The sequence below is a fragment of the Bradyrhizobium sp. LTSP885 genome, from assembly GCF_000938305.1.
Taxonomy (GTDB): domain Bacteria; phylum Pseudomonadota; class Alphaproteobacteria; order Rhizobiales; family Xanthobacteraceae; genus Bradyrhizobium.
This window is the reverse complement of record NZ_JYMT01000003.1, coordinates 141,134-154,349: the sequence shown is the minus strand read 5'-3', so window position 1 is coordinate 154,349 and position 13,216 is coordinate 141,134. Positions and strand designations below refer to the sequence as shown.

Annotated in this window: 13 protein-coding genes; 4 read left to right on the top strand and 9 right to left on the bottom strand. The window is 64.0% G+C overall.

The window, feature by feature from the left end:
- Positions 1 to 175: 175 nt before the first annotated feature.
- Positions 176 to 1,645: an NCS1 family nucleobase:cation symporter-1 gene (locus tag UP09_RS02020; RefSeq protein ID WP_044536338.1), complete on the top strand. Its 1,470-nt coding sequence runs from the start codon at positions 176 to 178 to the stop codon at positions 1,643 to 1,645.
- A gap of 16 nt (positions 1,646 to 1,661) precedes the next feature.
- On the opposite strand, the gene UP09_RS36705 is transcribed toward UP09_RS02020, so the two are convergent.
- Complete coding sequence (locus UP09_RS36705) at positions 1,662 to 2,381, bottom strand: TetR/AcrR family transcriptional regulator (protein WP_197082582.1); 720 nt, start codon at positions 2,379 to 2,381, stop codon at positions 1,662 to 1,664.
- 192 nt (positions 2,382 to 2,573) lie between these two features.
- On the opposite strand from UP09_RS36705, the gene UP09_RS37365 reads away from it, so the two are divergent.
- Entirely contained in the window at positions 2,574 to 2,966 is a 393-nt protein-coding gene (locus UP09_RS37365) for a nuclear transport factor 2 family protein (protein WP_044536336.1), read from the top strand.
- Positions 2,967 to 3,153: 187 nt separating this feature from the next.
- On the opposite strand, the gene UP09_RS02005 is transcribed toward UP09_RS37365, so the two are convergent.
- The 8 genes from UP09_RS02005 to UP09_RS01970 form a co-directional block, all read right to left on the bottom strand.
- Positions 3,154 to 3,858: a branched-chain amino acid ABC transporter ATP-binding protein gene (locus UP09_RS02005; protein ID WP_044536335.1), complete on the bottom strand. Its 705-nt coding sequence runs from the start codon at positions 3,856 to 3,858 to the stop codon at positions 3,154 to 3,156.
- Positions 3,851 to 4,585 carry an ABC transporter ATP-binding protein gene (locus tag UP09_RS02000; protein WP_044536334.1) on the bottom strand — a complete coding sequence of 245 codons (735 nt, stop codon included), beginning with the start codon at positions 4,583 to 4,585 and terminating at the stop codon, positions 3,851 to 3,853. Before UP09_RS02000 ends, UP09_RS02005 begins: the two co-directional genes overlap by 8 nt.
- Positions 4,572 to 5,666, bottom strand: a complete 1,095-nt coding sequence (locus tag UP09_RS01995) for a branched-chain amino acid ABC transporter permease (protein ID WP_044536404.1) — start codon at positions 5,664 to 5,666, stop codon at positions 4,572 to 4,574. The genes UP09_RS02000 and UP09_RS01995 overlap by 14 nt, the downstream gene beginning before the upstream one ends.
- Before the next feature lie 8 nt (positions 5,667 to 5,674).
- The gene (locus UP09_RS01990) at positions 5,675 to 6,895 is read right to left on the bottom strand and encodes a substrate-binding protein (protein WP_044536333.1); all 1,221 of its coding nucleotides are present in this window, start codon (positions 6,893 to 6,895) and stop codon (positions 5,675 to 5,677) included.
- 4 nt (positions 6,896 to 6,899) lie between these two features.
- Positions 6,900 to 7,757 carry a branched-chain amino acid ABC transporter permease gene (locus UP09_RS01985; protein WP_044536332.1) on the bottom strand — a complete coding sequence of 286 codons (858 nt, stop codon included), beginning with the start codon at positions 7,755 to 7,757 and terminating at the stop codon, positions 6,900 to 6,902.
- A gap of 42 nt (positions 7,758 to 7,799) precedes the next feature.
- Complete coding sequence (locus UP09_RS01980) at positions 7,800 to 9,314, bottom strand: amidase (protein WP_044536331.1); 1,515 nt, start codon at positions 9,312 to 9,314, stop codon at positions 7,800 to 7,802.
- 174 nt (positions 9,315 to 9,488) lie between these two features.
- The gene (locus UP09_RS01975; RefSeq protein WP_044536330.1) at positions 9,489 to 10,673 is read right to left on the bottom strand and encodes a substrate-binding domain-containing protein; all 1,185 of its coding nucleotides are present in this window, start codon (positions 10,671 to 10,673) and stop codon (positions 9,489 to 9,491) included.
- A 51-nt stretch (positions 10,674 to 10,724) separates the two neighbouring features.
- Positions 10,725 to 11,906, bottom strand: coding sequence for a substrate-binding domain-containing protein (locus tag UP09_RS01970; RefSeq protein WP_044536329.1), 1,182 nt, complete (start codon positions 11,904 to 11,906; stop codon positions 10,725 to 10,727).
- A gap of 177 nt (positions 11,907 to 12,083) precedes the next feature.
- Here UP09_RS01970 and UP09_RS01965 point away from each other — a divergent pair, with 177 nt between their 5' ends.
- The gene (locus UP09_RS01965) at positions 12,084 to 12,527 is read left to right on the top strand and encodes a MarR family winged helix-turn-helix transcriptional regulator (protein WP_044536328.1); all 444 of its coding nucleotides are present in this window, start codon (positions 12,084 to 12,086) and stop codon (positions 12,525 to 12,527) included.
- A 227-nt stretch (positions 12,528 to 12,754) separates the two neighbouring features.
- Complete coding sequence (locus tag UP09_RS01960) at positions 12,755 to 13,192, top strand: VOC family protein (protein WP_044536327.1); 438 nt, start codon at positions 12,755 to 12,757, stop codon at positions 13,190 to 13,192.
- The last annotated feature ends 24 nt before the right edge of the window (positions 13,193 to 13,216 follow it).

Here is a 13,216-nt window from a genome sequence, read left to right as displayed (position 1 = left end):
GGAGGTTGGGCACCCGCACCGGGGCCCGGGCGGCTTTGATCGATCCGAGACCGGGCTTCCGGCGTGCCGGAGGCGCCGCGGCGCCTCCTGAACGATCGGAAAAAGAGTTTTTACCGATCGTTCAAGAAATGGCATATCGCTTGCATCGCACCTGGAAACCCCAGGGAGAAGCCAAATGGCCGGATCACATGCGACACCGCCCGTCATCGCCATCACGGGTGCCCATCCGAGACTTTACAACCATGACCTCGCGCCGACTGCCCCGGAGGGCAAGACCTGGGGCGTCTTCAGCATCTTTGCGATGTGGATGTCGGACGTGCATTCGGTCGGGGGCTACACTTTCGCGGCAAGCCTGTTCTTCCTCGGCCTGACCGGATGGCAGGTGCTGCTCTCGATGGTGGTCGGCATCACCGCCGTCTACTTCCTGATGAACCTGATCGGCCGCCCGTCACTGAAATACGGCACGCCGTTTCCGGTCGTCGCGCGCATGTCGTTTGGCGTGATGGGCGCCAATCTCGCCGCCGTCCTTCGCGGCGTCGTCGGAATCGTCTGGTACGGCGTGCAGACCTATTTTGCATCCAAGGCCGTCCAGGTTCTGGTCCTGACCTGGTTTCCCCAAGCTGAAACGCTGACCCACAACAGCATCCTCGGCCTGTCGACGCTCGGCTGGTTCAGCTTCGGCTTCATGTGGATCTTCCAGCTGCTGATCTTCCTCAATGGCATGGAGACGATCCGCAAGTTCATCGATTTCTGCGGTCCGGTCGTCTACGTCGTGATGTTCGCGTTAGCGATCTGGATCCTGTCGCAAACCGGCTTCTCCAGCCTCGACCTCCAGCTCAGTCCGCCGGCCGAGGGCTCGTCGCTCGGCCACATGGCCAACGCCGCGATGCTGATCGTGGCCTACTTCGCCGCCCTGCTGCTCAACTTCGGCGACTTCTCCCGCTTCGGCCGCGACGAGCGAGCCATGAAGGTCGGCAACCTGCTCGGGCTGCCGCTCAACTTCATCGTTTTTGCCGTCATCACGGTGATCGTGACGGCGGGCACCGTGAAAGTCTTCGGCGAGGCCATCATGGATCCGGTCGCGATCGTCGAGAAGATCGGCAATCCCTGGATCGTGGCGCTGGGGTCGATCACCTTCATCGTCGCGACGATGGGCATCAATATCGTCGCCAATTTCGTGTCGCCGGCCTATGACATCTCGAATCTGAACCCGCAGAAGATCAACTTCCGGCTCGGAGGCCTGATCACCTCGATCCTGTCGGTCATGGTCTGTCCCTGGCTGTTCGTGTCGAGCCCGCAGGCGATCACGATCTTCGTCAGCATCTTCGGCGCGATCCTCGGGCCGATGTTCGGCATCATGGTGGGCGACTACTACTTCGTGAAGAAGCAGCACGTCGTGGTCGAGGACCTCTACACCATGTCGCCATCCGGCTCGCTCTACTTCGAGAACGGCTGGAACCGGCGGGCGTTGATTGCGCTGGCGATCTCGGGGACGATCTCGATCGGACTGTCGCTGCTCGGGGCCTACAAGGTCATCCCCAATGTCGGCGACTGGGGCTGGCTGATCGGAGCGGCGCTTGGCGGACTGCTGCACGTTGCGTTGATGACGCAGACGTCGCAGGTCGCGTCCGTGCCCGCGGAGTAAGGCCCTCTATGCGCCTCTAACCGGCGGGCCGCGCTGCGCGTGAGCGCGGACGGCCCGCAGCCTTGCGCTCTCCTGCAACCGCGAGGCCAAGCCCGCCAAGCACCAATTGCACGATGGTGGCTTTCGCGGCGGCGTAGTCGGCCTCATCAAGCGCGCGCTTCTTCTTCATGATGCACATCTGGCTGGAGAAGTCGGCGTAAGCCTGGGTCATCGCCCAGATGCAGAAGAACAGGTCCGTCGCGCTGATCGGCGCGATCAGACCCCGCGCGGCCCAGGCGTCGACCTCCTTGACCTTCTGCAACAGCAGCGGCGTCGATATCTTCGAGATGAATTCTCCGATATAGGGCGCACCGCTGATGATCTCGGTGGCATAAATCCGCGATAGATAAGGATAATCACGCGAGAAATCGACCTTGCGGTCGATGTACTCGGTCAGGATCGTCACGAGGTCGGAATGCGCATCGAGCTTGTCGATGTCTCGGGCCCATTTGTTCATGGCCCGCTCCAGGATGGCGCGGTAGAGGTCGTCCTTGTCCTCGAAGTAGTAATAGATGTGCGGCTTGGCGATACCAGCCTTCTTGGCGATCAGCGCGGTGGTTGCGCCACGGAGCCCAAAGTGACCAAACACGAACTCGGCGGCATCAAGGATGCGCGCTCCCATATCGGGGCCGGGAGGCGGCTTGTGATCCCGGCGGGACGGCTTGCGAATCTTGAACAGAGGTTTGTCCGGAGACATCGTCGGCGTGGCTTTCCGATTCGTGGACTTGCGAACCCCTGATGCGTGCCAGACGATTGCTCCTTGCGCAACACGGTATCTGGCTTTCGCCTGCAACGTGATGACACATCCGGCCCGCCTCGGCGCATTGTCGCGGACGTCCCACAGGCGTATCCTTGAAGCCAAGCTGGGCGCGCAAGTGGGGAGATTGAAATGGACGATCAAACCGTGCGAGCGGCGCTGCAGCGCCATTGGGATGCGTCGGACGCAAGCGATTTCGAGGTCGAGCATGACATCTACCATGAGGATGCCGTGCTCGAATATCCGCAATCGGGTGAGCGAATCCGCGGCCGGCGCAACATCCAGGAAAGCCGAACCGTCCAGCCAAACAAGAAGCGTTTTACGATCCGGCGGATGATCGGCAGCGGCGATCTCTGGGTCACGGAGTTTGTGCTGACCTATGACGGCATCCCGTCCTACACCGTGAGCATCATGGAATTCCGCGACGGACTTGTGGCCCACGAAACGCAATATTTCGCGGAGCGATTTCAGCCCGGCCCCTCGCGTGCGCATCTGGTCGAGCGGATTTCTGCGCAAGGGTCTTGATGGATCTCTGCTGAGTTTGCCCGTCCAGCAGCCACAGCCCATCATTCGTCATTCCGGGGCGCGCGCAGCGCGAACTATGATGCGCAATTGCGCATCTGAGAATCCATTCCTCTCCAAACCCGCGGCCTGATGGATTCCGGGCTCATGCTTCGCATGCCCCGGAATGACGGGGGAGAGATTGTTCCGGCTACGGCGCCAAATACCGCAGCAACTCCGGATCGCTCCGCACTTCGCCGGCGGCGCCCTGCAGCGCGACGCGGCCGCGGTCGAGCACATAGGCGTAGTCGGCGACGCGCAGCGCGAGGTCGAGATGCTGCTCGACGATGACGACCGCGATCTCCTTGGCGAGTTCGATCAGCCGCTCGGTGATCTCCTCGATGACGCCGATCCAGACGCCCTCGGTCGGCTCGTCCAGCAACAAGAGCTTGGGATTGCCGAGCAAGGCGCGGCCGACTGCCAGCATCTTGCGTTCGCCGCCGGACAGCGTGCCGGCAGGCTGGTCGAGGCGCTGGCTGAGTTTTGGGAAGATGGCCAGCACCCGATCGACGGCGCGCGCCGCATCCGGATTGGACAGCGAGCCGACCGCGAGATTGTCGCGCACCGAGAGGCGGGCGAACACCGAATGCTCCTGCGGCACGTAGCCGATGCCGGAGCGCACCCGCTCCTCGGTGCGGCGGCGCGTGATGTCGCGGCCGTCGAAGAACAATTCGCCCTTCGAGCTTGCGAGCTCGCCGACGATGGTCTTCATCAGCGTGGTCTTGCCGGCGCCGTTGCGGCCAAGCACGGCGACGCCGCCGCGCCAGGGAATGCCGATATTGACGTCGAACAGCACCTGGCTGCGGCCATAGCCGGCATCGAGATGCCTGATATCGAGGAATGACTGGTCAGGCACGGCGCAGATAAATCTCCTGGACGCTCTTGTTGGCCTGGATCTCCGCGACCGTCCCGCACGCCAGCACCTTGCCCTGGTCGAGCACGGTGAGGCGGTCGCAGATGTCGCGGATGAAATCCAGATCGTGTTCGACGATGACGAGCGAGCAATGCTGCTTGATCGGTTGCAGCAATTCGCCGGTGACGCGGCGCTCCTCGAGGCTCATGCCGCCGGTCGGCTCGTCCAGCAGCAATAGCCGCGGCTTGCCGGCCAGCGCCATCGCGATCTCCAGCCATTGCTGCTGACCGTGCGAGAGATTCGCGGCGGCGTCATGGGCGCGATCGGCAAGACGGAACTGGGTCAGCATCGTCATCACCTGGTCGTGCAGCGCGCGGCGGGTGCGCGAGAACACCAGGTCCAAGAGCGAGGACTGCGCCTGCAGCGCCAGCAGGATGTTGTCGTACAGCGTCAGCGTCGGCAACACCGACGTGATCTGGAACTTCAGGCTCATGCCGGCGCGGGCACGCTCGGTCGGCGTGTACGCGGTGATGTCGGTGTTGACGAAAGAGACCTTGCCCGTGGTCGGCACCTCGGCGCCGGCGACGCATTTCATCAGCGTGCTCTTGCCCGAGCCGTTCGGACCGATCAGGCCGTGAAACTCGTTCTCGCCGACGGTGAGGCCAGCGCCATCCAGTGCGGTGAGCTTGCCGAATATCTTGCTGATGCCTGTGGCCTCAAGGAGCGGCATTGCGCGTCTCCTTCGGGGCTTTGCCGAACCTGCCGACCCGTTCGCGCTCGCCGAGCACGAGAGAGATCAGCCCGAGCGGGCGGAACATGATCACGAGCAGCAGCAGCACGCCGAGGATGATCGGCCAGACGTCGCGGTAATTGTCCGACAGCCAGAAGCTGACGCCCTCGACGATGACGGTACCGATGACGGCGCCGATCAGCGTGCCGGAGCCACCGAACAAAACGTAGAGCACGACCTGGGTCGAGAACACGACGCCCAGCATGTTGGGCCAGACGAAGCCTTCGTGGAAGGCATAGAGGCTGCCGGCAAGGCCGGCGATGGCGCCGCCGACCGCGAACACGATCGCCTTCAGATGCTGCGCCTTGTAGCCGAAGAAGGCGATGCGCTGCTCGTTCTCGCGGAGGCCTGCGAGCCCCAGGCCAAATTGCGAGCGCACCAGGAAGCGGCACAAGAGATAGACGACGACGAGGATGCCGAGCGCCATGTAGTAATAGACCGGCCCTTCCGAGATTTCGGTCGAGCCGAGCGTCAGCGACGGGATCGACGGGATGCCGTTCTGGCCGCCGAGATAGTACCAGCCGCGCGCCAGCCGGTCGGCCGCGTAGGATCCGGTCAGGGTGCCGAGCGAGACGAAGATCACGCTCGACGGATGCCGGCCGAGCAGCAGGAAGCCGCCGAGCAGAAGTGCCGCGGTCAACCCGATCAGTGTGCCGGCGGGCAGGATCAGGAAGATCGAGGTGACATTGAGATCGCGCGCCAAGAGCGCCACGCCGTAGCCGGCGGAGCCGAAGAACAAGGCCTGGCCGAAGCTCATAATGCCGGCATAGCCCCACACCAGATCGAACGACAGTGCGAACAACGCGAGAATGACCACGCGGGTGGCGAACACCGTCAGGTAATCCTGCAGGACGAGCGGCAGCACCAGTGCGATCAGCAGCACCAGCCCTTCCACGATCGGCAGGACCTTTCGTCCTGCCGTCGCTCGTCCCGCCGGCAATTTGGCGGCCGGTGCACTTTCACCCGTCACGACATCCGGTCCTTCGCTGAGCTCAGCGACGGCCTGCTTTGCTGCAACCATCGTGCCGCTCAGCATTCCTTGGGATCGACGAGGCCGTTGCTGCGTGCCACGACCTCGTAAGTCCCGCCCTTGGCGACGGCAGTATACATCTTCATCTTGCAATGGCGCTGGCCCGGCACCATTTCGGCGGGCCCGCCCGGACCCTCGGCGATCTTGGCGTGATCGAGCGCGGCCGCCACCGAATCGCGGTCGACCTTGCCGGCCTCCTTGACCGCGGCCTCCCACAGCTTCAGGCCGCGATAGGTTCCGGTCGCGGCGCTGCCGGCGGCGAACAGGAAGGTTCCCGGGAAGTCCTTGTCATAGGCCGCCTGGATCTTGGCGCTGACCGGATCGTCCTTGGTCAGCACCTTGAAATAGTCGAGGCAGCTCGCCAGCCCTTCGATCTCGTTGGCCTGGTTGATGGCCAGCGTGTTCTCGTCATAGTAGACGCAGGCGAGCCGTCCGCCGTTCTTGAGGAAACCCGCTTCATAGAGCTGCTTGAAGAACGGGCCGACGCCCGGCGGGATCACGGTGTTGAAGACGACGTCGACCTTGTTGGAGATGATGCGGTTGACGGTCGAGGAGAAGTCGACCTGGTCGAGCGGGTAGTATTCCTCGAACACCACCTCGCCGCCATTGGCCTCGATCACCTTGCGGGCATAGACGTTGAGCGTGTGCGGCCAGACATAGTTGGCGCTTGGCAGCGCGAACTTCTTGCCGCCGTTCTTGATCAGCCACGGAATGAATTCGTCGCACTGCTGCGCCGGGGTCGGTCCGGTGCAGAACAGATAGGGCGTGCATTCCTTGCCCTCGTAGAGCTGCGGATAGATGTAGAGCGTCTTGCCGCGCGCCACGATCGGATCCTTGATCGCGTTGCGCATCGACGAGGTGATGCCGCCGAGCACCATGTCGACCTTGTCGCGCTGGATCAGCTTGCGGACGTTGCCGACCGCGACCGATTCGTTCGACGCGGTGTCCTCGATATAGAGCTCGAGCGGCCGGCCGAGCAGGCCGCCGCCGGCGTTGATCTCCTTGATCACCATCTTGGCGACGTTGGCGTCGGCATTGCCGGCATAGGCGATCGGGCCAGTCAAATCGGTCGCGATGCCGACCTTGATCGGGCCTTCGGCGGCGTTGGCCCAGTCGGGCCGGATCACCCAGCTTCCGACGCCGGTCGCGAGCGCACCGGTCGCGAACGCGAAGTTACTCATGAAGCGGCGGCGGGTGAGATTGAGGCGATCTTTGGACATCTGATTAAACCCCTTTTCCAGCAATGAGGCCTTGCGGCCGGAATTTGATGAAGGCGATGGCGAGTACGAAGACGAGCACGTCGGCGACGACAGGCGACATGACCCATGGCAGCGCCGCGCTGAGCGTGCCGATCACGCCGGCGCCGGCGACCGGCCCGATGAAGGATCCGACCCCGCCGACCATGACGGCGACAAAGCCCTGGATCAGGAAGCGGATGCCGAGATCGGCGAACAGGCTGAACACCGGCACGATCAGCGCGCCGGCAAGCCCGGCCAGCGCCGCGCCGAACGCGAAGGTCGTGCCGTAGATCAACGGTGTGGAAATTCCCGACGCCCGCGCCAGCGCCGGGTTCTCCAGCGTCGCCCGAACGCGCAGCCCAAAGCTGGTGCGCGACAGCAGGAGATAGCAGGCGCCCATCACCAGCAGCGTGATGATAATGATGGTAAAGCGCCAGGCCGAGAGATGGATGGAGCCGATGTCGATCGAGCCGCCGATCGGCTCCGGCACCGTGAGATAGAAGCCGCCGATCAAGGTGCGCACGCTCTCGCGGATGATCAGCCCTAGCGCATAGGTGCCGAGCATCGCCACGATCGGCGCGGCGTAGAAGCGCCTGATGATCAGCGCCTCCAGCACGAAGCCGAGCGCGCCGACCACGAAGGGCGCGGCGACCATGCCGGCCCAGATCGGCACGCCGTGGGCATACGCCAGATAGGTGACATAGGCTCCGAGCAGGACGAACTCGCCCTGCGCGAAGTTGAAGATGCCCATCATGCTGGCGATGATGCCGAGCCCGAGCACGACCAAAACGATGATCGCCCCGAAGCTCACGATCTCGAACGCCGCGGCGAAACTGCTAGCCATGGTGTCCGATCCGTCCCATCAGCGTCTGCGACAAGGAGTGCCTCACATCTTCTTCCAGTCGCCGGCCTGCTCAAAGGCGTGCGCCGCGCGGTAGATGGTCGATTCCTCGAACATCCGGCCGACCAGCATCAGGCCTACAGGCAACCCGTCGACCATGCCACAGGGCAGCGACATTGCCGGGTGATGGGTGATGTCGAACGGCGCGGTGTTGGTGATCATCTCGAGCGCCCGGGCGACATAATCCTCGCGGCTGGCATTGGGCTCGGGCAACTTCGTTGCCTTCATCGGCGTGGTCGGCAGCAGCAGCAGGTCGTAGTCGTTGAAGGCCTTGTCATAGGCCGCGGTCAGGCGGCGCGAGACGTTGAGCGCCTTGCCGTAATAGCGCGGGCCGAAATTGTTGTTGATGTAGGTGCCGAGCAGCAGGAACAGCTTTGTGGTTTCGGACAGCGAATCCGCCTTCTGGCGCCACCCGCGATGGAAATCCATCAATGACGTCGAATAGAGGTCGGAGCGGCTGAGGCCGTAGCCGTCGCCATACATCATGGTCTGGGTCATGCCTTCGGTGCCGATCGGCGTCCAGATCGCCGGGCCCGCCATGTGCATCGGGATCGAGACGATCTCGACCGAGGCGCCGAGGTCCTTGAAGCGCTTGGCCGCCTCGCGGACGCTTTCATTGACCGCGGCTTCCGCGCCCGCCTGCTCAAAACCTTCCTTGAGGATACCGATCTTCATGCCCTTGACGCCGGCCCCCAGCGCCTTGGTGTAATCCTCGACCTTCGGCGCCTTGATGCGCGGGTCGTAGCCGTCATCGCCGGCGAGCACCTCCAAGAGCAGCGCGTTGTCTTCCACCGTCGCGGTCATCGGGCCGGTGTGGTCGACGAAGATCTCGATCGGCATGATGCCGGTGTAGGGCACCAGCCCCCAGGTCGGCTTCATGCCGTAGGTGCCGCAGAACGAGGACGGCATGCGGATCGAGCCGCCCTGGTCGCCACCGATCGCCATGTCGACCTCGCCGAGCGCCACGACGACGCCGGAGCCCGACGACGAGCCGCCGGCCGAATAGCCCATTTTGTGCGGATTATGCACGGCTCCAACCGCGCCGGTGTGGCTGCCGCCGGACATGCAGAAGGATTCGCAATGCACTTTTCCGGCGATCTCGGCGCCGGCGTCGAGCATGCGCGTGACGATGGTGGCATCGAAATCCGGCATATAGCCTTCCAAGGTCGCCGAGCCGTTCATCATGGGCACGCCGGCCAGCATGATGTTGTCCTTCAGCGCCACCGTCTTGCCCTTGAGCTTGCCGGACGCCGCGCCCTTCACCGTCGACTTGCGGTACCAGGCGTTGCGCGGGTTCTCCTCCGGCGACGGCCGGTAGCCCGGCGTACGCGGATATTTCACCACGGGGACCTCGTCGGGCATCGCGCCGACGAGATTATAGGCCTCGATCGAGCCCTGCATCAGGCCGCGGAACGAGGTCACGTCCTCATCGGTCAGGTTCAGGCCGCACTGCTCGGCGACGGCACGAAGTTGCGTTGGCGTGGGAAGGACAACTGTCACGGCGCTCTCCTGAAGCTTATGATCCCTGATGAACCCTGGCGTTCCCTGGGCACGAAGCCGCGGTCCGCTTGACGATCGCGAACCGCTTGCCTCGTGACACTATTCAAAACGGAAATATTTTCCTTTTCAAGCATTATTTCGGATATCGGGTCCGAATTGTTGCCGCACCTCCCGTCAGATCGGCTTGATCACCCTGAAATCGAGCCCGTCGGCCTCGGCGAGATACATCGGCATCCTGGCGTGGCCGTCGCGAACGGTGACCGGTCCGCGCGCCCCGCGATAGACGAGATTGTCCGCAGCCGCGAGCAGCGGCCGCATGTTCAGCGTGCCGGCGCGGTTGGCGGCGGCCTCGAGCAAGCAGAAGCCTTCATACGCGGACTCGCCGCATGACCCGACCGGCGGCGCGAAGGCACCGAACATCGCGCGATAGCGATCCCTGAAATCGTCGCCGGCGTGCGAGCCGACAGAGGGGAAATAGCCGGAGGCGCAGAACAGGTTCTCGGTCTTGTCGGCGCCGACGCCGAGCAGCACGGTTTCGTCGACACAGCCGGCAAAGCGCAGCGTGGTGGCGGCGAGACCGGCGTCGGCGAAGGCGCGGTTGAAGGTGATGCTGTCGGTGCCGATCAGCGAGATCAGGACCACGTCGGGCTTCGCCGCGCGGATCCGCTCCAGATGCGGCTCGTGATCGTCTTCGCCAAGCGGCACGAATTCCTCGCCGACCACCTGCCCACCGGTCTCCTTGATGTAGCGCTTCACGGCGCGATGCGACTGCCATGGCCACACATAATCGCTGCCGATCAGGTACCAGCGCGAGGCACGCTTCGCCTCGGCCAGCCAATGGATCGACGGCCGGCTCTGCCAGCGCGGCGTCTCGCCGATCGCGATGACGCCCGGCGTCCGCTCGCCGCCCTCATAGACCGGCGTGTAGATGTAGGGGATTCGGCTGCGGGTGATGAGGTCACGCAGCGCGACGCGGACCGCGCTGGTGTGCATGCCCATGATGAGATCGACCTCGTCGAACGCAATCGCCTGCTCGGCGCGATCGACGACCTCGTCGATCGGTCCGCCGGCGTCATAGACCGACAGCTCGATCTCGCGTCCGAGGATGCCGCCGCGCCTGTTGATTTCGGCGACCGCGAGCTGCGCGCTGGAGGTGGCGCACGGACCCCAGACCCCGGGCGAGCCGGTGCAGCAGATGAAGGCCCCGACCCGTAGCCGGCTGTTGGCGCCGCGCCGTTGCCACGAGGCGCGATCGTCCGGCGCCATCGGCCGGCCGGCCGGCGGCGACAGGTTTTTCAGCAGCATGGACGGCGGAAATGCAGGACCGCCGCGGACCGGGACGTTGACCGTCGAGAGCACACCATCTCCTGTCTGGCACCAGCACATTCGGCCGGCCACCGCGGCATCGCGCTAGTTCGTCTTGATCACCTTGAAGTCGAGGCCATCGGCCTCGGCGAGATAGATTGGCATTTCAGCCCGGCCATTGCGAATCGTGACGGCGCCACGGGCGCCGCTGTAGACGACGTTGCGCGCCGCCGCGAGCAGCGGCCCCATCGACAGCGAGCGCGCGCGGTTGGCCACCGCCTCCAGGAAGCGCAACCCCTCATAGTTGGACTGCCCGACCGAGCCGATCGGCGGCGCATGCGGGCCGAACATGGCGCGATAGCGGATCCGGAAGTCGTCATTGGCGCGCGAGCCGACACAACTGAAATAGCCGGAGGAACAGAACAGGTTCTCGGTGCTGTCAGAGCCGATGCCGAGCAGCACCGTCTCGTCCATTGCGCCGGCGAAACGCAGCGTGGTGGCGGCGAGCCCGGACGCGGCGAAGGCGCGGTTGAAGGTAATGCTGTCGGTCCCGATCAGCGTGATCAGCACCACGTCGGGCTTGGCGGCGCGAATCCGCGCCAGATGCGCCTCGTGATCGTCCTCGCCGAGCGGAACGAATTCCTCGCCGACGACCTGGCCGCCGGCCTCGGCGATGTATTTCTTCACCGCGCGGTGCGACTGCCAGGGCCAGACATAGTCGCTGCCGATCAGGTACCACCGCTTCGCTTTCTTGACGTCGGCCAGCCAATGGATTGTCGGCCTGGACTCCGCGCGCGGTGTCTCGCCGATCGCCATCACGCCCGGAGTACGCTCGCCGCCCTCGTAGACCGGTGTGTAGATATAGGGCACGCGGCCACTTGTGACCTTGCGCAGCGCGACGCGGACCGCGCTGATATGCGAGCCCATGACGAGGTCGATCTCGTCGCGGGCGATGGCGCGTTCGGCGCGGTCGACCACGTCGTCCATCGGGCCGCCGGCGTCGTACATCGACAGCTCGATCTCACGGCCGAGGATGCCGCCCCGCTTGTTGATCTCGGCAACCGCGAGCAGCACGCTGTTGGTCGAGCTCGGGCCCCAGATCCCGGGCGCACCCGAGAAGGTGATGAAATTGCCGACCCGAAGCTTGCTGTCGGTGCCGCGACGGCGCGAGGAGCCCGGCCTAAGGGTCAATGCGAGATCGTCCGCGCAGGACGACGGATTTCTGAACAGCAGCGGCGGCGCGACCGGCAAGCCGCCGTGTGCCTGGAAAGTAACCGTCGAGAGCACGCCAACTCCTGTCTGGGAGCAATACGCAACACCACCAGCGGGGCGGCCGCGGCATCCGCCCCTGGTTGGGGGAATATTCTATGTGAAAATATTGAATATTCAACAATTGAAGTGCATATAGAAACGGCATGAGTTGCCGGACATTCACTCAACCGGATCAGGATCCAGGTCGCAGCCGTGGCTAAACCGCCGAAAGAAAATTCCCCGATCACCGAACATCTCGCCTACCTGCTCGCGCAAGCGAACCGGGAGATCAACCGGCAGTTGGAGACGCGCCTGAGCAAGGAAGGCGTCCCGGTCGAGCAGTGGCGCATCCTGAAGGTGCTGTCCGATGGCGAGGGACACTCGATGGGCGAGCTCGCCGATGCGGTGCTGCTCAACCACCCGACCCTCACCAAGATGATCGACCGCATGGTGTCGGACGCGCTGGTCTATCGCGTCCAGGATCCCAAGGATCGCCGCAAGGTACTGATGTTCGTCTCCGATCGCGGCAAGGCGCTCTCGAGGCGGCTGAACTCGCTGGCGGTGAGCCAGGAAGAGCACATCGTCGAGAGCTATGGCGACAAGTCGACCACCGAGCTCAAGCGCCTGCTGGAAAGCCTGATCGGCACCGCGAACTGACGCGGGGCCGCCGCCCCGCACGACTAGCCCTCACCGGCTGGGTACCGCCGCACCGGACCATCGAAAAAGAACCCTGGGCCAATGTCGGGCTCCCGTCCGCCGGGTCGTCCTTTGGATGCACCGCGCCAACGGAACCTATGCCGTCTTCGGTTCCGCCCGCGGTACAGCCTTCGCGACCAAGCGCGAAGGTTCCAGTTCATCTGCCCCGTTAGCGAGGACATCCATTCATGACGTCGATCACGCCGTTCCTCTGGCTCGACAACAACGTCCGCGAGGCCGTCACCTTCTACAAATCGGTATTTCCCAACGCCAGGATCGAGACCGTCAGCGACTTCATGGCGACCTTCGAGCTCGAGGGGCAGCGGTTCAACGCCCTCAATGGCGGCCCAAAATTCAAGTTCAATGAAGCGGTGTCCTTCTTCATCAGCGTCGAGACCCAGGCGGAGGTCGACTACTTCTGGACGAGGCTGACCGCCGATGGCGGCGAGGAAGGCAATTGCGGATGGCTGAAGGACAAATTCGGCCTGTCCTGGCAGGTCGTGCCGACGGCACTCGGCCACTATCTGGGCGCCCCCGATCGCGCGAAAGCCGATCGCGCGATGCAGGCCATGATGAAGATGCGGAAGATCGTCATCGCCGATCTCGACAAGGCGTTTGCGGGGTGAGATCCCCGCGACATTCCGAGACCT

Bases quoted from the DNA above. Each gene is read 5' to 3' on its own strand.
- UP09_RS02020 (WP_044536338.1), top strand. From the start codon at position 176: ATGGCCGGATCACATGCGACACCGCCCGTCATCGCCATCACGGGTGCC.
- UP09_RS36705 (WP_197082582.1), bottom strand. From the start codon at position 2,381: ATGTCTCCGGACAAACCTCTGTTCAAGATTCGCAAGCCGTCCCGCCGG.
- UP09_RS37365 (WP_044536336.1), top strand. From the start codon at position 2,574: ATGGACGATCAAACCGTGCGAGCGGCGCTGCAGCGCCATTGGGATGCG.
- UP09_RS02000 (WP_044536334.1), bottom strand. From the start codon at position 4,585: ATGCCGCTCCTTGAGGCCACAGGCATCAGCAAGATATTCGGCAAGCTC.
- UP09_RS01995 (WP_044536404.1), bottom strand. From the start codon at position 5,666: ATGGTTGCAGCAAAGCAGGCCGTCGCTGAGCTCAGCGAAGGACCGGAT.
- UP09_RS01990 (WP_044536333.1), bottom strand. From the start codon at position 6,895: ATGTCCAAAGATCGCCTCAATCTCACCCGCCGCCGCTTCATGAGTAAC.
- UP09_RS01985 (WP_044536332.1), bottom strand. From the start codon at position 7,757: ATGGCTAGCAGTTTCGCCGCGGCGTTCGAGATCGTGAGCTTCGGGGCG.
- UP09_RS01960 (WP_044536327.1), top strand. From the start codon at position 12,755: ATGACGTCGATCACGCCGTTCCTCTGGCTCGACAACAACGTCCGCGAG.